Origin of the sequence: Corallincola luteus (assembly GCF_004336975.1) — a bacterium.
GTDB lineage: Bacteria > Pseudomonadota > Gammaproteobacteria > Enterobacterales > Neiellaceae > Corallincola > Corallincola holothuriorum.
Map to the genome: position 1 here is coordinate 90725 of NZ_SJXE01000008.1, position 21813 is coordinate 112537.

Annotated in this window: 21 protein-coding genes; 14 read left to right on the forward strand and 7 right to left on the reverse strand. The window is 46.5% G+C overall.

What is annotated here, in order from left to right:
* Positions 1 to 395 precede the first annotated feature (395 nt).
* Entirely contained in the window at positions 396 to 3449 is a 3054-nt protein-coding gene (locus tag EZV61_RS14730; protein ID WP_131416555.1) for an alpha-amylase family glycosyl hydrolase, read from the forward strand.
* Between the two features lie 244 nt (positions 3450 to 3693).
* Positions 3694 to 5142, forward strand: a complete 1449-nt coding sequence (gene katE2 / locus EZV61_RS14735; RefSeq protein ID WP_131416557.1) for a catalase KatE2 — start codon at positions 3694 to 3696, stop codon at positions 5140 to 5142.
* Between the two features lie 296 nt (positions 5143 to 5438).
* Here katE2 and EZV61_RS14740 read toward each other — a convergent pair whose 3' ends face one another.
* Complete coding sequence (locus tag EZV61_RS14740; protein WP_131416559.1) at positions 5439 to 6170, reverse strand: carbohydrate-binding protein; 732 nt, start codon at positions 6168 to 6170, stop codon at positions 5439 to 5441.
* Between the two features lie 448 nt (positions 6171 to 6618).
* Here EZV61_RS14740 and EZV61_RS14745 point away from each other — a divergent pair, with 448 nt between their 5' ends.
* A complete protein-coding gene (locus EZV61_RS14745; protein ID WP_240695215.1) occupies positions 6619 to 6972 on the forward strand; it encodes a YciI family protein in 354 nt (117 codons plus the stop codon).
* Positions 6973 to 7031: 59 nt separating this feature from the next.
* On the forward strand, positions 7032 to 8240 hold the full coding sequence (locus tag EZV61_RS14750; RefSeq protein WP_240695217.1) for an RNA polymerase sigma factor: 1209 nt from the start codon (positions 7032 to 7034) through the stop codon (positions 8238 to 8240).
* A gap of 154 nt (positions 8241 to 8394) precedes the next feature.
* On the opposite strand, the gene EZV61_RS14755 is transcribed toward EZV61_RS14750, so the two are convergent.
* Complete coding sequence (locus EZV61_RS14755; RefSeq protein ID WP_114339149.1) at positions 8395 to 8670, reverse strand: hypothetical protein; 276 nt, start codon at positions 8668 to 8670, stop codon at positions 8395 to 8397.
* Between the two features lie 202 nt (positions 8671 to 8872).
* Positions 8873 to 12097: a DUF5060 domain-containing protein gene (locus EZV61_RS14760; RefSeq protein WP_205695393.1), complete on the reverse strand. Its 3225-nt coding sequence runs from the start codon at positions 12095 to 12097 to the stop codon at positions 8873 to 8875.
* A 390-nt stretch (positions 12098 to 12487) separates the two neighbouring features.
* Between EZV61_RS14760 and EZV61_RS14765 the strand changes: the two genes are divergently transcribed.
* From EZV61_RS14765 to EZV61_RS19685, 6 genes are all read left to right on the forward strand, one after another.
* Positions 12488 to 12895 carry a hypothetical protein gene (locus EZV61_RS14765; RefSeq protein ID WP_131416563.1) on the forward strand — a complete coding sequence of 136 codons (408 nt, stop codon included), beginning with the start codon at positions 12488 to 12490 and terminating at the stop codon, positions 12893 to 12895.
* A 167-nt stretch (positions 12896 to 13062) separates the two neighbouring features.
* Positions 13063 to 13479 (forward strand): hypothetical protein, encoded by a 417-nt coding sequence (locus EZV61_RS14770; protein WP_131416565.1) that lies wholly within the window; start codon positions 13063 to 13065, stop codon positions 13477 to 13479.
* Positions 13480 to 14185: 706 nt separating this feature from the next.
* Positions 14186 to 14599 carry a hypothetical protein gene (locus EZV61_RS14775; RefSeq protein WP_131416567.1) on the forward strand — a complete coding sequence of 138 codons (414 nt, stop codon included), beginning with the start codon at positions 14186 to 14188 and terminating at the stop codon, positions 14597 to 14599.
* 15 nt (positions 14600 to 14614) lie between these two features.
* Positions 14615 to 15694, forward strand: coding sequence for a hypothetical protein (locus EZV61_RS14780; protein ID WP_130567699.1), 1080 nt, complete (start codon positions 14615 to 14617; stop codon positions 15692 to 15694).
* Positions 15695 to 16155: 461 nt separating this feature from the next.
* Positions 16156 to 16599 (forward strand): hypothetical protein, encoded by a 444-nt coding sequence (locus tag EZV61_RS14785; RefSeq protein WP_131416569.1) that lies wholly within the window; start codon positions 16156 to 16158, stop codon positions 16597 to 16599.
* Between the two features lie 292 nt (positions 16600 to 16891).
* Complete coding sequence (locus EZV61_RS19685; protein WP_338068554.1) at positions 16892 to 17281, forward strand: DUF6559 family protein; 390 nt, start codon at positions 16892 to 16894, stop codon at positions 17279 to 17281.
* A 20-nt stretch (positions 17282 to 17301) separates the two neighbouring features.
* Here the strand turns inward: EZV61_RS19685 and EZV61_RS19465 are convergent, their stop codons facing one another.
* Entirely contained in the window at positions 17302 to 17466 is a 165-nt protein-coding gene (locus EZV61_RS19465) for a hypothetical protein (RefSeq protein ID WP_165569626.1), read from the reverse strand.
* 223 nt (positions 17467 to 17689) lie between these two features.
* Here EZV61_RS19465 and EZV61_RS19470 point away from each other — a divergent pair, with 223 nt between their 5' ends.
* From EZV61_RS19470 to EZV61_RS14795, 3 genes are read left to right on the forward strand one after another with little or no spacing between them, the layout of a single operon-like run.
* The gene (locus EZV61_RS19470; protein ID WP_165569627.1) at positions 17690 to 17851 is read left to right on the forward strand and encodes a hypothetical protein; all 162 of its coding nucleotides are present in this window, start codon (positions 17690 to 17692) and stop codon (positions 17849 to 17851) included.
* Positions 17848 to 18240, forward strand: a complete 393-nt coding sequence (locus EZV61_RS14790; protein WP_131416571.1) for a type II toxin-antitoxin system YafO family toxin — start codon at positions 17848 to 17850, stop codon at positions 18238 to 18240. Before EZV61_RS19470 ends, EZV61_RS14790 begins: the two co-directional genes overlap by 4 nt.
* Positions 18240 to 18536, forward strand: coding sequence for a hypothetical protein (locus EZV61_RS14795; RefSeq protein ID WP_131416573.1), 297 nt, complete (start codon positions 18240 to 18242; stop codon positions 18534 to 18536). The genes EZV61_RS14790 and EZV61_RS14795 overlap by 1 nt, the downstream gene beginning before the upstream one ends.
* A gap of 233 nt (positions 18537 to 18769) precedes the next feature.
* Here the strand turns inward: EZV61_RS14795 and EZV61_RS14800 are convergent, their stop codons facing one another.
* The 3 genes from EZV61_RS14800 to EZV61_RS14810 all read right to left on the reverse strand — a co-directional run bounded on the left by EZV61_RS14800 (position 18770) and on the right by EZV61_RS14810 (position 20451).
* Complete coding sequence (locus EZV61_RS14800; protein WP_131416575.1) at positions 18770 to 19399, reverse strand: tetratricopeptide repeat protein; 630 nt, start codon at positions 19397 to 19399, stop codon at positions 18770 to 18772.
* 63 nt (positions 19400 to 19462) lie between these two features.
* Positions 19463 to 19684: a hypothetical protein gene (locus EZV61_RS14805; RefSeq protein WP_131416577.1), complete on the reverse strand. Its 222-nt coding sequence runs from the start codon at positions 19682 to 19684 to the stop codon at positions 19463 to 19465.
* Positions 19681 to 20451 (reverse strand): hypothetical protein, encoded by a 771-nt coding sequence (locus tag EZV61_RS14810; RefSeq protein WP_131416579.1) that lies wholly within the window; start codon positions 20449 to 20451, stop codon positions 19681 to 19683. Before EZV61_RS14810 ends, EZV61_RS14805 begins: the two co-directional genes overlap by 4 nt.
* A gap of 418 nt (positions 20452 to 20869) precedes the next feature.
* On the opposite strand from EZV61_RS14810, the gene EZV61_RS14815 reads away from it, so the two are divergent.
* Positions 20870 to 21805, forward strand: a complete 936-nt coding sequence (locus EZV61_RS14815; RefSeq protein ID WP_240695216.1) for a restriction endonuclease — start codon at positions 20870 to 20872, stop codon at positions 21803 to 21805.
* Positions 21806 to 21813 lie beyond the last annotated feature (8 nt).

Here is a 21813-nt window from a genome sequence, read left to right on the forward strand (position 1 = left end):
CATTTTGCTTAACTTAAAAATTAAAAAAGTCGAACTCTAATTGACCTGGATCATTTCAATTTTCAATATTATAAGAATGCCAGGCGAATAGTTTCAATGACACTCAACCGCTTTACTTTCAAGAGGTTACTTAACTACACCTAATTAGTGTGCGTCAGATCTTCTTTGTTCCACTTACCATGAGAAGAAAATCACACTTATTAAAACTTGCTCAAAAATAAACCTAAAAATGGTTTATTTTCACCCACGTTAACGCTAACACCCGCCTAGCAAAACTGACTTTCAACGATGATAAGCAAATCAGCTTATATCGCCTTAAAGCAACGCGGAGCCAACGCGTTGAAGAAGCACCCTACTAACCATTTTCTATTACATAATTAAAATAAGGATCTCTTATGAGGTACCGTACAATAGCTGTAGCGGCCGGTCTGTCCCTACTCACGCTACCCGCACAAGCGGATTGGTTTTTTCGAGGAACCGCCAACAACTGGGGCACCACGCAACTCGAGCAAGTCACTGATAACAAATATCAACTATGTACCACGTTTGGGTCTGGCGATGCCACAGGTGGGCCGCGTTTTAAGATCGACCGATACGGTAACTGGAACGAGAACTACCCCGACAGCGATGTTACCGTCGATCCAAATCAGAGTTACCTCATCACGTTCTTGGTAGATAGCACCAGCATCACGGCAGATCCCGTCGGCAATTGTGACGGCGATGACGATGATGGCCAATTCGCCCATAACTTCGCCAGTTTGCATTTCCGCGGCACGCCAAATAACTGGGCTGCCACCCCGATGACATTGACGGCGAATAATACCTGGCAAACAACGGTCAGCTTCGACGGTCAGACCGAGCAAAGATTCAAGCTTGATGTTACCGGAAACTGGTCTCAGAACTATGGCGGCAGTAATGGCCAGCTCACTTTTGGTGGTGGCGATATCTTTACTAATGTGATTGGCAATTACGTCGTAGAGGTTAACGACGAAACATTGCGTTATACAATCACTCTCGTCGATGACGGCGGCAATCAGAAACCCATTGCCGTTATCAATCCAAATACAGCACAAACGGTCACTCTGGGTGATTCCCTTACTTTCGACGCTGACAACTCTAGCGATAGTGATGGCTCCATCGTTACCTATGACTGGAGCACAGGCGACAGCAGCACCAGTATTACCGTGGTATTTGACACCCTCGGCCAACAAACCATCAGCCTGACAGTGACGGACGATCAAGGTGCCGATAGCACCGCTAGTGTCACCATTTCGGTCGAAGAAGATGGCCAGGGCGATGATCGCTGGTATTTCCGAGGTACGCCAAATGATTGGGCGACAACCTTGATGACCACCACGGATAGTGTGAACTACTGTACAACGCAAACATTTGGATCTGACGATCCACGCTTCAAGATCGATCATCATGGTGACTGGATCGAAAACTATCCGGCGCAAGACTATACCGTCGTAGGTAACACCACCTATGACATCTGCTTCAATGCTAACAGCAAAGATATTGACGTTACGGAGTTTGATGACGGTGTCGATAGAAAAGCGCCAGTCGTCACTGCCTCACCAAACCCTGGCACCTACCTGGAAGCACAAACAATTAGCTTAAGCGTGACCGACGACCAGGATCCCGCCGCTAAGATCTACTGCACCACCGATGGGTCAACACCCACTACAGCTTCAACTCCTTGTAACGACAAAACCTACCAAGCAACAGACATCCAAGACACGGGTGCGGATTTGGTGCTGAAAGTTCTCGCAGTTGATGCCACCGGCAATGACGCAATCTCAACCTTCTCATACACCATAGGCGACAACGGCAATGACGGTGATTTCCGTTCTGAGAACGTCTATTTCATCATGACTGACCGTTTTGCCGACGGCGATACCAGCAATAACAATATTTGGGGTGATGAATACCTGCCAAACGGTGCGGCGGATAAATACAAGATCAGCGATACCAGCAAAACAGGTCCTCTGTCCTACTATCACGGTGGTGACTTTAAAGGGATCATGGATAACCTTGATTACATTCAGGGCATGGGATTCACCGCCATTTGGATCACACCGGTAGTGAAACAACCTGAAGGGCGTCGCTTTAACGCTGACGGTCAGTATGAAGCATCTGCTTTCCATGGCTATTGGGGCGCTGACTTCGACCAAATCGATCCGCACCTGCACTCCTCTGGCAAAGACAATGACGGCTGGAGCGACTTTGACGCACTGGTTGAAGCGTTGCATGCCCGTGGCATGAAATTGATGCTGGATATCGTCGTCAATCATGGTCAACCCGGCGACTCCGTAGTCGGCTCAAAGAGTAAGTGGGCGGACAAAGCGCTGGAAATTAAGATGGATGGCCAGATTTGGAAGTTTGGTGATCAAGACCCTTACTACGAAGGCACAACAAGCAGCAACGGTTTCTTCAGCTACAGTAATGGCACCTGGCTGTTAGACCTGCTCGACTTCAACGAAAACGGCGAAGATGGCAAAAATGCTAAAGCCCACCTGATCAACGTCTATAAGCGCTTTATCGACCACGGTGTAGACGCGTTCCGCATCGATACAGTGTCTTACATGAGTGCCGATTTCTGGGAAGAGTTTACGTTAGCGATGGACGAGCACGCGCGTAGTAAAGGCAACGACAACTTCTATATGTGCGGTGAAGCATGGACCGGTGATCGTACGGCAGCTGTTGACCTGATCTATAACGGTGAAGGTAAGAGATTCCACATGCTCGACCTGCATGGTTCTTCGATGGACTTCCCAGGGTGGATGGGCAAAGCCTTTAAAGGTGAAACGGGCTTTGACGATGGCAACGGTTACGCTCGTATTGCCGGGGCAGATGGCGATGCATCAGGGATCTACGATCCAACCTATCTAGCTACGTTTGTCGACAACCACGATGTCACCCGTGCCAACGGTATCCTGTCGCAAACGCAGTACATGAATAACCTTAACTTTGTTTACCTATTCCGCGGCTTGCCGGTCGTGTTCTACGGTACAGAGGTACTCTATTCAAGCTGGCCACATTACATCACCACCACAGAAAAAGATGATGTAGTCGCGCGTTGGATGTTGGGCTCAGAAGGGATCAGCTACGCCAAAAATAATCGCCCGGCACTGTATAAGCATCTGCAGATGCTTAACAGCCTACGAAGCTCGTCTACCGCGCTGCAGAAAGGGACTCAGATCGACCTGCTTATCGAAGGCGATCACGCCGCATTTAAACGTGATTTGGGCGGCGTAGCAGCCTACGTAGCCCTGACCAAAGGCGCAGCGTTTAGCTACACTTTCAACAACCTCACTGACGGCAGTTATCGCTTACTCACGCCCGATAGCGCGAATGGCACATATAACGAGACCAACGTGACCGTCAGCGGCGGCAGCTTCAGCGTCGACGTGGCAGCAAACTCATTTGCGGTACTTGAGATACAGTAAAACGCACAGATAAACCGATACACAACCCCAAAAGCAGCAGGCCTGGCCTGCTGCTTTTTTCATTTTCAATGCCCCTTCTATGCCTCGTCCGTCCAAGATTTATTAACAAAAGAATACAAACGTAAAGCTAGGTAAATTTGATTGAAAACAAGCCATCACTTGGCGTAAAAAAGTTATCGAACCTATGCTCTAAATTCAGTTTTTGACTTCGTGATAGTCGCATCAAAAAACAGAGGCTCCCCTTATGAGTAAGAAGCTAACAACGGCAGCAGGCTGTCCTGTTGCCCATAATCAAAATGTAGAAACGGCCGGTAAGAGAGGCCCACAGCTGCTGCAAGATGTTTGGTTTCTAGAAAAACTCGCTCACTTCGATCGCGAAGTGATCCCAGAGCGTCGAATGCATGCCAAAGGCTCAGGCGCTTATGGCACATTCACCGTGACTCATGATATTACTCAGTACACCAAGGCGAAGATATTCTCAGAAGTAGGTAAGAAAACTGAGCTGTTTACACGCTTTACCACGGTAGCCGGCGAACGGGGTGCAGCCGACGCTGAGCGTGATATCCGTGGTTTCGCAGTGAAGTTCTACACTGAAGAGGGAAACTGGGATCTGGTGGGGAACAACACCCCGGTATTCTTTTTACGTGATCCCCTGAAGTTCCCGGATTTGAATCACGCGGTGAAACGCGATCCAAGAACCAACATGCGTAGCGCGAAAAACAACTGGGATTTCTGGACATCCCTGCCCGAGGCACTCCACCAAATCACCATTGTCATGAGTGATCGCGGCATTCCAGCAACCTATCGTCATATGCATGGTTTTGGTAGCCATACTTTTAGCTTTATCAACAGCAACAACGAACGCTTTTGGGTCAAATTTCATCTCAAATCACAACAGGGCATTAAAAACTTATCCGATGCCGAAGCCGAGGCACTAATAGGCAAAGACCGAGAAAGCCATCAGCGCGATCTGCTCGACAGCATCGACAACCAAGACTTTCCCAAATGGACGATGAAAGTACAGATCATGCCGGAGGCAGACGCCGCAAAAGTACCCTATAACCCGTTTGATCTGACCAAGATCTGGCCTCATAAAGACTACCCATTGATGGAAGTGGGCGTATTGGAGCTGAACCGCAACCCTGAGAATTTCTTCGCAGAAGTCGAGCAATCCGCCTTTAACCCCGCAAGTGTGGTGCCGGGGATCAGTTTCTCGCCAGATAAAATGCTGCAAGGCCGTCTGTTTTCCTACGGCGATGCACAGCGATACCGCTTAGGCGTGAACCATCACAGCATCCCGGTGAATGCACCTCGCTGCCCGGTTCATAGTTACCATCGCGATGGTGCTATGCGTGTTGATGGCAATCACGGCGGCACCTTGGGGTATGAGCCCAACGATCAGGGGGAGTGGGCAGAACAGCCTGATTTCTCAGAGCCACCGTTAAGCTTGGACGGCGCAGCAGCGCATTGGGATCATCGGGAAGATGAAGACTACTTTAGCCAGCCTGGCGACCTCTTCCGTCTGATGACGCCAGAGAAGCAGGCGATCTTATTCGATAACACGGCAAGAAATCTGGATGGCGTACCTAAAGAGATCCAACTACGTCATCTTAAACACTGCTACAAAGCCGATCCCGCTTACGGTGAGGGCATTGGTAAGTTGCTAGGAATTGATGTCAGCGAATTCAGCTAATATCGACAAACGCAGCAGTGATGACAATAACAAGTCATGACAATAGAAAGTGGTGACAAACAACTTGTCGCCACTTTAGTCATCGGTGCTGCAATCACCGCGGCTTCATGTAAAAACTTCTGTTGATGTTCAACTTCAAAGGCGCCGCGTCGTTGTTCTCATACAACGCGAACAAGCCTATCTCAGGTGATTTGAATCCGCCTAAAAACTAGAAAATGACAGAGCATTTATGCTGCGGTAGCCATAGACACTCTGTCACTCTTTTCTCAATCTAAAGGCAACAGCTCAAGACAAACTTAACGGCTGTAATTACGGCCAAAGTTGTTGTCCCAATACTCATCACCATTCACGCGATAGCGAATTGCGAACTCAACATGCTGATTAGCGACTTCACTCTTTAGTGAATAACTCCATTCCTCAGACGAGCCATCATTGTTTGAATCAACGTACCTGGCTTCAGCCGTTTCCACGGTTTGCCAACCATCGGTGGTGTAAACAACATCCACCTGCTTCTCGAAACCTAAGTTTTGCAGGTAGAGCGTGCCGGTCATGTAGTAGAAACCATCTCGAGAACGATACCAATCATTCATCTTCTGGTTCTTAATCATGAAATCAGAATGCAGGATAAAGTTATTCTCAACTCGCCCACCTTCAACCTTGGTCAGAAGGTAGTCAGAGTGGTTGTTGTTATCCCAGAAAGTTTCCCCATTCACTTCGTACTTGATGGCAAACTGGTACTCAGACAAAGAATAGGGGCTCATCTCAGAAAAGCGCCATAACTCCAAGCCATTGTCTAATGACTCTGCGTAATTAGCTTCATACTCCTGCCACTCTTCCCCGTTGATGCTAGCAACGACAGTGACTTTTTTGTCATAGGCCAGATTCTCAACCAGGATGTCGCCTTTAAAGAAATTGGCAAATGAGAAATCAATAGTGGATGTGGCTTGTAGCAGCTTTACTTCTTGTGCATTAACCCCATGACCAAATAAAACAGCAGCGCCCAATAGCAATGATAAAACAGCTTTCATTAATTACTTCCTTATACAGTTCAGACTAATAATTGAATTGACACAATGTATCATTAAGCGATTATAACTATCGCCTTACTGATACACCGTAACACCTTACATGTGACAAAATTATTTATTCAAACGAATAAATAACTATCTTCAACCGATCACAAAACAAAAACAAAGGCACATCAAATCAATGAGCTAGATCAACACCGCTTAATATCAACTTAAACTTAACGTGGATAAAAATAATACAAACAAGAGACAGCTAACACATTAAATCCTAATATGGTTAGCGATACCAAAAGGCAACACAAACAACCTAGATGCGTCATCTAAGATATGTATATAGCCATTTATGAATTTTCTAAAAATAAGTGTCCAACTCTGCATCTGTTGTGCGTCATTACATTGTTAGTATGAAATAACCTGCTACACCTCAATAACAGTCAGGAGCCAAGTAATGAGCAATAGCGTGGGTAATAAAAAATATATGTGTATTTTGCGAAACTCTGCAGGGGGCTGTGAAAAGCCCTCACCGTCAGACATGGAGGCCATGTATGCAAAATATCAAGCTTGGCAAAGCCAGTTTGCAGACAACATTCTTGATATGGGGGGCGCCTTATCAAAAGAGGGGGCAGTAGTAAGTAGCGATGCCGTTAAGGATGGCCCTTTTATTGAAGTAAAAGAGATGGTCGGTGGCTACATGCTCCTAAGCGCCGATAGCCTGGCGACAGCGGTTAGGGTCATTCAAGCGAGTCCAATGGTGGCAAACCCAGCCACCAGCTTAGAGATAAGAGAAATATCAACGCCTTGAACAATAAAATCCAACAAACGTTAACGGAGCATTTGTTTCGCCACGAGTATGGCGCTCTCGTGGCGAGCTTGGCGCGTAAATTTGGTATACAGCATCTTGAGACAATCGAAGACGCCGTACAAACAGCCATGTTTAAAGCGCTAACGCACTGGCCTGGCAATCAACCGCCTGACACCCCTGCCGCTTGGCTTTATAAAGTAGCCCTAAGAGAGATCCTTTCTGAATTGCGGGCAGATCAACGGCACCATCACTTATTGCATCAAGAACAAACAGCACGGGATGAGCCAACAAGTGAGCACCTTGATGTTAGCTTTTCCTCCGAATTAGCCGATTCACTTCTGCGCATGCTTTTTCTGGCGTGTGACAAAAACATTCCAGTGGCCTCACAGCTGGTGTTTACCCTCAAAAGCCTCTGCGGATTTAGCGTGCCTGAAATAGCCACCAGACTTTTTATAACTGAAGCCAATGTCTACAAGCGGCTCACCCGCGCAAAAAAATACTTAAAAAGTCAGCCACGGCTCCTCAATGAATTATCAGACAGTCAGGTAAACGAGCGTATCGCGACGGTACATAACGTGTTGTATCTCATGTTTACCGAAGGCTACCTCTCTTCTCACCCTGACACCGCTATTCGCAAAGACTTGTGTGAAGAAGCGACGCGACTGACCTTGGTTTTGTCTCAAAACAAGTTAGGTAATGTGCCAGCTACTCTTGCTTTGCTAGCCCTCATGCACTTTAACTTGGCGCGATTAGATAGTCGAAGAGACGACTCAGGATTGGTACTGTTGGCAGATCAAGACAGATGCAAATGGAACCAATCACAAATAGTCCAGGGCTTGGTTTATCTAGAACAATCGGCCAGTGGAGACGCTATTTCAAGATTCCATATCGAGGCAGGTATTGCTGCTGAACACTGCCTGGCAAAAAATTACGATAGCACCAACTGGGAGAAGATCGCTGCCGCATATAAACTTTTAGAAACCTTCGCTCCCTCACCTATGCATTTGTTGAACCGAGCCTTAGCCACGGCACAATACAAAAATCCGGCTGATGGCTTACAAATTATTAAACAGGCAAACATCCCAACCTGGCTTAGCTGCTCATATCATTGGTATGCGGTAATTGCCGATTTACAATATCGCGCCAATGAACTCGATTCAGCAGAGAAAAATGCTGAGCAAGCCATTGCTCTCGCCCCCACCGACGAAATAAAAAAACTGCTTAAACAACGTATGAATACGCACAGAGTCGTCAATCTAATTGAGTAGGCGTTCATATATAAACCGAGTCACAGGTTCAGCTAAGCAGACAAATCAACAGGCGCTGCCAAAATCCATGTACACAGCGTGAACAGCATAAAACATGCATCATTTAGCCATCGCACCAGATGGGGATTATGGCTAGTCAGGTCAACGAGTTAAATCAAGCGCGACGCACACGCACTACCTTCATAAACTCCATCTCAAATCCTGCCACGGACTTGGTCTCGGGGTAGTAACTAAGATTAACCCGCGCGCCCTTTAGAGACTGATATTGCTTCTGCCGCTTAAATACAAATGGCACCTCGTAACCTTCGATCATCAATGTGTGGCGGATCCAATCCCCCTCCTCCCGCTGTACATGGGAGTTCACCTGGCAATCATCGGTATGAATAAGCTCAGGCCGCTTTTTTAGTAGTTTTTCAGGGGTGGTTTTCATGACATAAGTACCGAAGAAAACAGCGTGCTGGTAACGTCAACTATATCAGCATCCCAGTTAAAACCAATCTCTGCGCAACTACAGTCACTCTGGGCTTCAAGCGCCGCAAGACTTGTGGGTGTCGGACATTGTCTGGTGATCATATAGGACTGGCTCAACAAGCAGTGACTCAGAGCACGGTGCTCTGAGTCACTCAGCCAGCTTATTGTAGTGTCTCAGGAAGCGATGGATCTTTCGCGGTCGCAACACCGACACTGCTATGCCTGAAGATAAAACGGTCTACGTTGAACTTTGTCGAGCGGCCGCTCATCACAAACCTATACTCCGTATCCGCTTTCAGTTTGTACACCGGGTTATAAAACTCCCCATGTTTAGGGTTGAGCTGCGTAGCCCAGCCCCATCCAGTGGCGCTGCCACCAAAAATTTTAGTGTCGTTCTTCAGTAGTGCTAATGCGGCATTTTTTTCATGACTCGTACTGGCTTCAAAATCCCCTTCCAAACGGAAAAATGCATCATTGTTTTTGTCAGCAGCTTCGCCGTCTAATCGCTTATGCGCGCGGATATACAGTTGATAATCACCTGGCTGCGAGACTTTAAAGCGATAGGATATTGCTGACTGCGGGGCGGAATATGAATTTGGACCGGTGAATTCAACATGACCGGAACCGGTATACCCGGCTACCGCTTGCTTCACAATCCATTCACCCAACGCATCGGTGGTATGTTCGGCCTCAATAATCACCAGGCCATCCACATCAACGTAAAGGTCTTCATCAGGGTCAACAGGTGGCACAACCGGAGGGATGACCAAATCATCATCTCGTCGCACCAAAACAACCCAATCAGAAGAAGGCTCCTGAGGCGGCTCACCCAAATCAACGAAGCCACCGCCAACAACACCCGTCACAGATCCCTGTTGCAGTTCTCCCCCGTTACGAGGGTCGAACCAGACAACTTCATATGTACCAGATGCACCATTCAGATCTAATTCCGTACTGCCACCCTGCTTCAAATAAACCACATAAGTGTCGTTCGCTTTATAGAAGCCATAGTCATTTTCAGCACTACTGATACTGTTGTCGTTAACCATATCCCAGAAAGGGACGTTATTGTTTTTAAAGAACTCAAGGCTATAGCGTGTGACATCCCACCAAGCGTCTCGGCTCCGAAAATCTTCCAACGTTAAATCTGAGTGAGCATAATCGTAGCCAAAGTACCATTCGTTGCCGGCTCCCCCTGCCATCAACGTACCCCAAACACCATTTTTACGCCCATCGACCTGACTATCACCAGCGTTATCATCTGGCCGTAACGCAAACTTCGCATCACCGGGTTCATCGACCGAAATTATCCAGGCTTTCCCGGTCTCTTCTGAGCGCCGAATCCACTCCAGTACCTGACTATGAACATCGCTGAAGTCTGCTTGGCCCATTTGCATTGAAGCACCATGCAAATCAGATTGATCACCTAATAGCGGCCCATAAACCTGATCTTTTTGGCCAGGGTATGTGTGCAGAACAACGGGATGCTGATAAGGATCGTTCGCGGCAAAGTAGCTCGCCATATCCTGTACCTGCTGAGTCGATTGCGTGTTCTCCTCACCTAAATTCCAATTCAATGCCAGGTGGTAGCCAAAACGGGCGATCAATTCACGGTAGTAAAGCTTGCGCTGGGCACCTAATTCGCCGTTATCAAGCAGATGATCATTTTCAGTTTCTTGAGTTTTGAAATGCAGGAAGATGCCGTTGTTCTGCATATGGGAAAAAACAACGTCCCACTGAGCTAAACGAGAAACATCAAAACGATAGCGCTCATCATAATCTGTGTAGGGGAAGACGTTTTGGTCGTCACCCTCAATATTCATGGTCAGAAAAGAGATAACGTTCTGACCTTCGCTGACGAGATAATTAACCGCGCCGATTAAGCCCTTTCCTTTATCATCCTGCCAAGTCGGATCACCGTTATTCCAGTCTGCAACATGGGGTTGCCAGGTTTTTATCTTATCGTCTTTATGACTGTCCGACTTAAAGTCACCGTCGAAGTCAGCATAAGCCAGCAAATTTTCAGGGGAATCAGAACCCTGTTTCAGAAAGTACTCTCCGCTGTCCGCAAAACGTAGATAACGTTCACCGACGTACTGTAAGCGGCCTTTACCGCGGAAATCCCTGCCAGTTTTGTCGCTATCAGCGACAACAAATACCCCTGAGACACCGTCGATGTCGCCACCGGACTGCCCTGCTAATGCATTCGCATTTAGGGCAACATTCTCACCAGTGCGAAATGATACTTCATATTTCCATTCTCCCACCTTGTCAGGAGAGAAATGAACCCGCCATTGGTTACCTTCGTCCGCAGCGCTGTTAGCCGCATCACCGTCTGCGGCAAAAAAGCCCGGCACCACATAACGGCTATCACCGTTAGAGAAAGTGACATCCATACGATAGTCCGTGAACGGGTTAATCGTGTCTGTTTCAGCCACTTCAGGCCCATTAAAGGAGATGGTGACCTTGTGCCATTGACGTAACTCACCCGTGATCACCTCATCACCGCCCGCAGCTGGAAGCTCTACACAACCGTCACTATCTACAACGCTACCTTCCGGTGTATTCGGGCATTGATCCACCGCATCAGCAACACCGTCACTGTCTTGGTCTGTACCTTCAGTACAAATATTCAAACTAAACCAACGAGCGCGGGCGCTATCGGCGACATCACCATTCATCACCAAGCCATTGGCATGATTAGTAAACTCTAGTTGGATAAAGTCGTTCGTTTGTAATGAGAAAAATGCACTATTCAGCACATGAGTTTCGAGGCTGTACTCTGGCGTATCAGTGCCGTGTATGCGGGTATTAGTAGCCTGACCAACCGAGGTGCCATTAACTTTGAGCACATAGCTCGGCTCACCGTCCGCTTCTTGTATGGTATGCAGCTTAAATATCACATCACTATCGATACCAGTGTATGTCTGTTGTGCAGCAGCAGTCGCTCCCGATTCAGCTATTTGTAATAGCTCCAATCCGGCTTTGGTGTCTTTAGTCGCATTAGAAAAACCAGTGATATCGGCATATCGTGCAAAATCAACGGCCTTTATCTCAGTACACACCTCGGCAATAACCTCATTGTCGTCATCACCAACGGTATCGTCGTCATCGCCAACCGTATCGTCGTCATCGCCAACCGTATCGTCGTCATCGCCAACGGTATCGTCGTCATCGCCAACCGTATCGTCTGGAACGATCTCACATCCTTCACTATCAACAGTCATACCGGCCGGGGTATTTAGGCAAGAATCGACATTATCAATAATACCGTCTTGGTCAGCATCGGCTTGCATAACGGGATCATCACCGCCGCCTCCTCCTCCACAACCAGCACAGGCCATAGCAAGGCATAGAATCGACAACTTGAACGTATGAATAACCAACTTCTGAGACCTCTAGAGAATAAAAGAGAAAGAAGACAGTTAAGGCTCAAGACGCATAACTACCGGCCTCTAGCTCAACTCACCCTCGGACAAAACGAACAAAAAAGTAACAAAAAATCAACAAGTTGACAACACTCTAGAGAGAACCGGATAAGTATTCCATGAGTGAGGTCAAAGAAAGCTGACCAGAAACGAACGTGCTGCGACTTCTGAGACATGACGACAGAGTAAGATCATAAAAAAATCAATGAATTCAACTAACAGTAGAAGGTAGCATTATCGTCAAAGTAGAATCTTGCAGTGAGTAAGCTCCTGATGCTGATTCTGATTGCCAAACAAAAACTTTTTGGCCCCATCGCGGCACAAAAATTGGCTTAATGAGGTGAGATTGTGCGAAGAAATAGTTACCTGATAGCGGCTTTTTTCAGCCTGCTAATAACAACGGCATGTGCTGAAGATGGCAATCAGCAAGACGCAGAGTTTGGCTCACTAAAATGCCTTGGCACCGAACCTTTCTGGTCATTGGAGTTAAAGGACAAGACGATTGTCTTAGAAGACATGGATAGCGTCCAAGGCCAGTTTAAATTAACCAAAGCTATCACCAGTAGCAATCACACCAACCGTTGGTTTTTAACTGCAACCGGTGCCGATAGCGCGTCGGTATCCGTAGCTCTCAGCAAAACCAATCAGTGTTCAGATGGCATGTCCGATTTCAGCTATGAATATGAAGTCATGTTGCTCACCCCAGAGCAACAACTACTAAGCGGTTGCTGCAACCGTATAGAACCAGCTAAATAAACGTCCAGTGGTATCCGCCTTATCCCAAGGGCCAAGTTGAGCTTTGGGATAAAGCGTATCAGATGGGTAACGACGAGCATCAACTGCTGCCTGACTCCTTCAATCTGAGCCCAACTGCAGGGAACAACAAATAGGTCAACCTAGCGTATGAGTAGGGGGAGATGACAGTGATTAAGATAAGCCGAAGTTCAATCATTCTGACGGTGGTGATGCTTGCTTACATCGCCTGGTCTCAGGTGGCTCTGTATCTAAAAGAGGAGGCACTTGCCATCGAAAAAGCAAGAGTGCTAAGCATTGCCGATCACTTGGAGTTCTGGAAGCACACCTTCTTGCAACAGCATGCCGCCATAGACGTTGAGGCGTTAAAGGGCGGTGTTCGGAATGTTCAATTGACCTTGATTGAGCAAGAAGCCCCGATACAAGACAAGCAAGATAAAGTGTACGTGATGTATTACAACGCCCCTACAGACGAACAGCTGACCGCTTTAAATCGCTATCAATCTGAGCTCGTACTAAGCCGCTATTTTTACCTTGTCGTGAATGAGAATGGCCAAGTGACAGAAACCTTTTGGGACAAACCGTAGCCCGTTAATGAGTGCACACTCGTAGCGACGCCTATAGCGTTAGGTCGCACCAAGGAAATTGGTAACAGCTATTCAAGCGGACGGCTTGTAGGCAGAAGTTAGCGCTAGAAAAATGGATTTAGGAAGTTAAGTCGATGAAAAAATATTTTGCTTATACACTGATGGGCGTCTTAATTTGTGTTTTGAATTTCATCATATACAACTATTCATTCAATACTCAGGCGACTCCATTTCTAACCGAAGAACAACGCGTTGAAAACGGATTAATGATGCTCCAAACGACCGTACCTGCCTACATCGTTTCGTCAGTGATCATTACTCTGTTATTTAGTCTGTTGGCTAAGAAACTAAATGACTAGAATAACCATCCAGCGCGCAACTTATTGAAAAAAACAGGTCATTGGAATGCATACGTGAAATCAATAGCTCTGATCTTTTAAACAGCAACACAAAAGGAAAAAGTAATTTAGAAATTAGTCAGTTAAGTAGACTGTTATGTTGATTACATAATCGGCAATCAAGGTTGTCAGTGCATACTGAGAAAGCTATAGTCCCTTGCGTCACGGAGGACCAGATAATGAACAAAGCCAACAACTTCCCCAGCCGTCTTTTTTTTACATTAATCGTTATATGCTGCTCGTTACTAAGCGGTTGCAGCGAACCGACGCCCCCAGCTGGCACAGCCTACCATAAAGATGGATTTTCAATGGTGCTCCCACAAGATTGGGACGTATCACAGGATGACTACCTACAAGCAACACAGCGCCTTATCACACTTTCAACATCGATAGCATCTAGAGCTCGCATCGAGATCTTCGATAACAGCGCAACCAGACCAAACTTAGAACTATACCTGCAACAATACATGGCTGATGCCATTCCCATGGCACAGCGCGATTCAGTCAAACTCACTCACGGTGAAGTCGATCGCCAGCAGGGCCGAGGCTACTTTGTCGAAGTTAATCTCAATGACGAGCTAGACACAGCCTACTATGTCGAAGTGATTGAGATGCAATATGTGGATCATCAATCGTATGTCACGCTTCATACTCCCCTTGAAAGCAAAGAAAGGATTCTTGCTCAATTTAATCAGCTGATAGATAGCATCAACAACAAATAGTAAAAGGAATTACTCATGGCTCATGATGGAAACTTAGTTAGCGAACTGGGTGTTAAGAAGTACGTTCAAGCGTACAAAGCTCTCCCCTTCTCCAATGTCCAACATATGGAAAACGACGCCTTCTACCAACGAAAGTGGGAAGCATGCGACTTTGGGTGCCACACCCCCTCATACCGGCGTGTCACAGCCGATACGTCATACGATGTGTTCATAGGTAGTCTAAACGACCAATCTACGCTACTTGCGGGTGTCGTTGACGGCGTTCACGCACAGGCAATTAAAAAGCCGACACGTATCGCCCAAGGCGCAACGAGAACCGCAGAAGGATTAGGGTTAGCAGGCGAAGAGCGATTCAAACAGGTCGGGGGAGAAAACCTTGTCGTATTGGATGCGTTTACGGCGGTAATACGCAAATCGATGGACCTGGATATTGCTGCCATTCTTAGTCCCGTGGCACAGTGTGTAACAACGGTTGTCAGCACCTATGTCTCTTTGTTGCCACATGAATACATTCATGCGGTCGCTAAAGCGGGTGCCATTAAAGTACCCACAGATTACGACAAGGGCTTTCTGAAAGTGGCTGGCGAACTAGGCATTATTCCGACCCCCTCGTTACCCGACTTGGCAGACGCCCAAAGCCTGTTGCAAGGTACCAGCGGTCGAATCATTGGTAAACAGATAGGCGTGAGAACCACGCAAGCACTCACCTCCATCATCATCTACAACATCTCTCTTCAAATACTTAAGTCGCCTGATTTAAGCAGAAAAGTTAAAAAAGAATTCAGAGCCCTAAGAAAAGCAGCCAAAGGCAACTTGGCAACGGTTTTAGCTGGTCTACTACAAGCGAATGGTATGTTAGCTGACTGCGCATCATACAGCCGTCGACTAAAACAAGACTGCCCCCGACTTTGGCAACTGATGCGATACGACCTAAAAGGTGTGGATATGCTGCTGTTCTTGGTGTCAGGTTACCTGTCTGAGTACCTGGACAGAATCAAACTGCTCGAAACAGATCCCGTCATGTTCGCAAGCACGATGCATGCATTGATTCGTTCAGGAAAAACAAAAGAGGTCTTTTTCCCGAAGCGAATTTAGTCAGGTAACAAATGCAAAAAGGCGCATGGGTTACCTAACATGAGCCTTTTCTATTGGAGGCAAGCCTCAGCCCCCACCCCTCACCCTCTCAACAAGTGTTCCTCAAGTCCAGTAGAGGTAGTGTTAAAAGCATTAAATCTGAATCAGTTAACCATCGCGTCGGGGGGGCCCGCGAGCCTGCTTAAACTGGAGCAAATCAAAGGTGCCAGTCTTTCCGCAAGAGATCGCTGCGATGGCCAGCACCAGTCTTGAAAAGGTACGAATGGCCGGATTTAACGGAGCAGGGAAAAATTAGCATTGATGCTCTCAGCCAGACAATCCAGCAACGTTGGAGACATGCCTCCGCTGGCTTATGAGAAACTTAGAAATTACAACTAACGAGTGGTCTACGAAAGGCTGGTCGATTCACTCTGTTGTCAACAACCACATGCTTCCACTTGTCGTTTAATGAGGACACCACAATGTTTTTAAGAACTATTATTTCCGTGCTGCTACTCGCTGGCTGTGTTGCATGTGAGGCGACGACTAGCGCGGTAAAAGACACGGCAGCTATATGCCAACAATATCATTCTGGGGATGCTATCGCTGTAGTGGGAAATACAAAGCCTGACGATAGCGAGTGGTACGCTGATTGGTCAGCCTATCTAAATGACTTTGCCATGGCTAACGCGGATAAGATTAGAGTCTATCATTCCAGCGATCATCCCGAATTCAATGTGTCTGACTACACGGTATTTTTTGCAAAAAAGGGGCACCCTAGCTTTATCATTTCGGAAGCGGTTGAACCTCAGTACTATGAGTATGTCGCTATGACCTATAACGGTGAAGTTATCCCTGCGTCCATTTCGGCTTTTAAAGCCGAAACACCAAAGACAGACGAGATAGCTGTATATTGCGGTCAGTAGTTTTACATGACTTCATGCTTGTTTCATGGCGCTTTTTTAAGGAGCTTTCACTAACTCTCGCAGCTCAACAGAAAGCAAAACACACTCACTTTTTCACCTGACGAAATGAAAAGCGACTTGTAGAACATCATCCATCCCATCGAGCGAGTGACTGGTGTCCCACCGGATTGAGCTCAACAAGAGCGAGAAACTGATGTTTTCTCTCGTGCTGCAGCAGGAATGTCATTATAACATCAAGCTACCGCCGGGCTATTTCGTTGTGTTAACGCTTTGCTCAATAAGGAAGTTTACGATGCTTAAACGTCTTTTTAGGCGATGGAAAATCAGACAGCTTACGAGATTGCTTAAAGATCTAAGGGCTCAGTACGGCAAGAAAAGATACTACTCAAAGCGTGAAGTTGAGCGCGCCCTTAAACGGAAGAGGTTAATTAGATCAACCAGTCATATGTCAGCAAACAACTGTTACGCTTACGCTATGTACTGCTCCCCCCAAGTAAGCGCTAGAGCCTGCAGCACTGCGGGGGTAGACACCAGCTACGCATCTATGAAGCGTGATATTTCTGAAGTGGTCTTTGGTCGCCAGCGTGAGTTTGATATGAGTTCGCTGGCACATGCTATTCACGCTGATAATAGCTCAGGAAATAGCAGCAACAGCAGTGTTCATGGCTCTGATGAGCTGTAACAGCCATAAGCTAATGCGACTTACGCTTTATCTTCTTTCTCGTCTTCGATGTCTAAATGTTCGGGGCCACCAGAAAACAAACCTGTAGGCTCATCCTCATCGATAGGTGGTACCTTCAGGTTTTTTCGCATCTCTTCTGCTTTTTGGCGAAGCCGGTTTAGACCATTTTCACGCTCGTTAGTCATTGGACACCTATGTGTTAGAAGGAAATATTAGTATCCAACGTTCAAGGTAATCTGTCGATAACGAGCGAACCCAAACAAGCCATAACTAGTTAACTTATTGGACGTTAAAAGTTCGCATCATGATTAACTCTCAACGCCAAAATTGCGTTTGTTCCGCAAACACCTGTGTGCAATAATTCACCGCGCACTAGGAGTGGTGCGCACATATTCAAGGATGATAACCATGGGACAGTCCCCTAAGAGCCAATCTCACCATTTTATTCCTCACGACGCCAATATCGAACGAGTTCGCAAAAGCTTCGAACGTGTTCGAGAATCAAAGAAACAAGAGTCTGAAAAGAATCAGCAGTTCGTAGAAATAAAACCTGAGGAGCTAGCAAAATGACCGCTGGTAAAGCCTCTGTTTTCGTTCATCCCCGCCTAAAAGTGGAAGGCATAGTAAACTCAACACTTTCAGCGCTCGTTAAAGACTTTATCAAGTACAAGAGTGGAGAATACATTCACTACTTCGGTAAGGATGTAGGGTACATTCGTCCTGAACCCTATGCAGAAAGAGCGGAACTAAAGCACCTACATGTTCTCGACAAAGTAAAATCTATACAGATGCGTGGGAATACCAGTAACGCAGCGCTAATATACACAGTTGCGGCGACACGACTAAATACTTATTGCATCATCGACTTTGTTGCTGAAGAAGCGCATGAGACAGCCAGAGATATGAAGCAAATGCGAGAATGGATAGCAGCGGCAGAATCATTTAGGGACAAATTCTGATGAAGAAAACCAAACTAAACATAGACTGGAAAAAAGGCGCTCCCCAGCAAAAAGGCGTCTACCTAGTTGCAGTGTATTACAGTACAGGCTTCGGAAGCTGTGACTTTGCATTTTGGAATGGTGAAGTGTGGGACGTACAGCAACAAGTCGTTGGCTGGACAAGTGTAGGGGTTATAACGGATACGTTTACAACCAATTGGCCTGAGTGGGACGACAATATGGCTGAAATCGAAGATTCCCTTCGGAAAAATCCTCCAAAACCTTCCGCCGACGACGATTTCGTTGAATTCAACTAACTAAATTGCAGTTTTTCAAACGTCCACTTTTCTGAAAGTGGACGTTACAACATGCACCGTTCGACTGCTTGACAGCTATACCCTCACGACAACAGCCTTGTAGCCAGCAGTCTCATAGTAAACAAGCGCACCTGAAAGCCCTCTAACACAATACAACAGCACAAAACCTGAATCGGTTGACCATCACGTCGGGAAGGTGTCCCGCGAGCGGCCATCACTCAACAACCGCTCATTCACATATGCCTATAACACCTGCTGCTATCCATCTCGCAGATGACCTTCTTAACGTTCTCGTCATATCGCTGCATTGCTAACGCCTTATCTGGAATTAGCTCTGAAACATCATCTATAAAGAGATTGGTTTCAGAAGATCCGTTGTCCTTAGCCATGTTCAGCCAGTAGTAAGAAAGCTCTGTATTATGAGGCAACTTGCACTCATCAGAAGTAAAGCAGAACCCCAAGTAAAGCTGCGCAGTGCCAAGACCAGATTCCGCAGCTTGAGTAAGTAACTCGAAGCCTTCCAGATCATCTTTTTTGTTATCGTTTCTAACATACAGAATGCCCAGTAACTCAGCAGAGTGTTGTTCGCCGAGCGCAATTGAGCGTTGTAAATAAGGGATGGCATCTCCAACCGAGCCTTTATGAAGCAATAAATCAGCATAGCGGTATTGCGCTATGGGGTTGTCGCTATCAGCAAGCTTTTTTAGTTTGGCCACTTCGCTTTCATAGACACCAGAATCTTGAGACTCCAGATCCAGGCTCTGCACCTCAAAAGAGAAGTCTCTACTCGGAGTACTGGAATCCGAACACCCAGCTCCGAACAGCAAAAAAACAAATGAGGTGAATACAATGCATTTATTCATTCTTACCACTCTCATTTAAGATAAAGAATGGCATAGCCATTTCAAAGAACTCACAGCAGGCTTTTACTGCTCGTCCTTCTTAAGGTTACCCTTTATTTTATCACTCAAGAAACCACCCATAACCAAGCCAACCACAGCGACAAGACCACCCGCCATCAGCGAATCGAAACGAGCCCAAACAAGTAAACAGATAATGGCCAAGATAAGCACATAGACTTCTAAAAAATAACCTGCAGCAAAAGATCTCACTGCCGACATAAAACCATTTCGTTTGTGCTCACTCATTTACAAAGTCCCTTCAAATTGACGTTTTCTGGGCGTCGGCAAAACTCTTTAATCGGAACTGGTGCAGACGTAACCGTAGTGTATTCCAGTGCGTCAACTAACGCTAAATTCAAGTTTGCGACAACTTGTCTCTCTTCATCTGAAACAGTGATAACGACACTTGAACGATAGTTACTTGGTGCGATTTCGGGGCGCCCCGTTAAGACTGACTGTAACACTGACTCCAGATCAGTGATGCCACTAGCAATAGCAGCGATGGCGGCACCATATGTTGATATCGCGAAATTCACACCACTAACTGCTGCCTTGGCCTTCCCTTTGACATACCGCTGACCTATAGCGCCCCCAGTACTAGCGTAGTTAGTGAACTGCGCTCCAAGCAGACGCCCTGCAATATCTGCTTTACGATATTTAAGGTTGTACCGCACAAGCAAAGAGATCACTGGTGATATATCACCATGAGAAAGTTGCTTGAATTCACGCTTCAGTGGATTTTGAAGTTGAGCAAGTAAATTAGCGCGCACAGCCGCCTTGCTCTGCCATTGATGCCCCCAAACTCCCAACTGCATTTGTAGTTGGAATATCCCAACCCACCAAGTAATCGGATGATTATAAACGCCTTTAGTGAAGCGCAGCCATGCAGGCTCCCTTCCTGCAGCCAACATAGCCATCAATTCATTTGATTTTTCAGCCGATGCCTCAGAGAGTGCGTTAGTAACTTTTTCGACGAGAATTTTATCGCTAGCGTTCAGCTGCAAAATTGACATGTTAAATCCCTTTAGATGAAGAGGTAAAAAGAGCTATATCCATCAGCTCGTTAAGGTAGAGAATGTAGACAAAAATTGTGTTTACAGCAACCGGCGTTCTCTATATTAACAATTACTTTATCTAAGCGAGGAAATGAGTCCCCCACTGAGCAGTGGTGATCTTGGACACGGGTTGGAATCAATGACTCTGGCCCCCTTTGATCAGATGGGCACCCAAAGTGGCCTTTCAGCGCCAGCAAGCTTGTTTTCTGAGCCTAGAATGCCAGAATTGAGATAGAACATATCTTTGATAATCCTTGCAACGAAAACCGCATATCTTGTGCACCACCTCATTGAGCATTTAAGGAATTTCTCTTATTCTCGAACACCGGAGAATTGATAGTAATCCTGCGGCTAAAGAATATTAACAACAAAGCTTATGAAGGATAAAGGAGCGTCAGTGATCCCCAGCTACCAGCAATTTATGCGACCATTTTTGGAGATCGCTAATGCGGCGAACGGCCATGAGGTTCGTTTGCGTGATGTCATCAATGAGCTAGCGGACAAGTTCAGCCTCAGCGAGGAAGAAAGGGCCGAAACGATCCCCAGTGGAAAACAAACTATATTGGACAACCGTGTTGGCTGGGCCAGAACCTACCTGACCAAAACAAAACTGTTGGAAACTAAGAGACGCGCGCACCTCGTCATTACCCAGCGGGGAATAGACGCGCGGAATGATGCGGGCGCAACTATTGACGTAAATTACCTCAAGCAGTTTGACGAATACCACCAATTTGTCGGTCAGCAAAATACGTCTAAAGATCCATCAACCCAGCAGTCCAACGATGAAGACGTCACACCTGATGAAGCATTGCGGGCAGCGTACAAGAAGATTAACGATGCGCTTTCTGAAGAGATTTTGGAACGTACTCGCAAAGTCACACCGGCCTTCTTTGAAGCTCTGTTAATCGAGCTGCTACTGGCTATGGGCTACGGAGGTAGCGGAGAAGGCGCAGCACATGCGCTAGGTAAATCTGGTGACAATGGCGTAGATGGCGTAATAGACCAAGATCCACTAGGCGTTGATCAAATCTACATCCAAGCCAAGCGTTATGCCGAAGGTAATAACATCAGTGCAGGTGACATCCGAGACTTCTTTGGAGCTTTGAACTTAAAAAAAGCGCAAAAAGGTATTTTCATTACCACATCCGATTTCACATCATCGGCTATGCAAACAGCTAAAGATCTGGGTACTCGCATCGTGCTTATCAATGGCAAAGAGCTAGCGCGTTTGATGCTTCGCTACAACATCGGTAGCCGAGACGAACAGGTGCTACACCTGAAGAAAATAGACGAAGAATTTTTTGAGAATTAATAACGAGA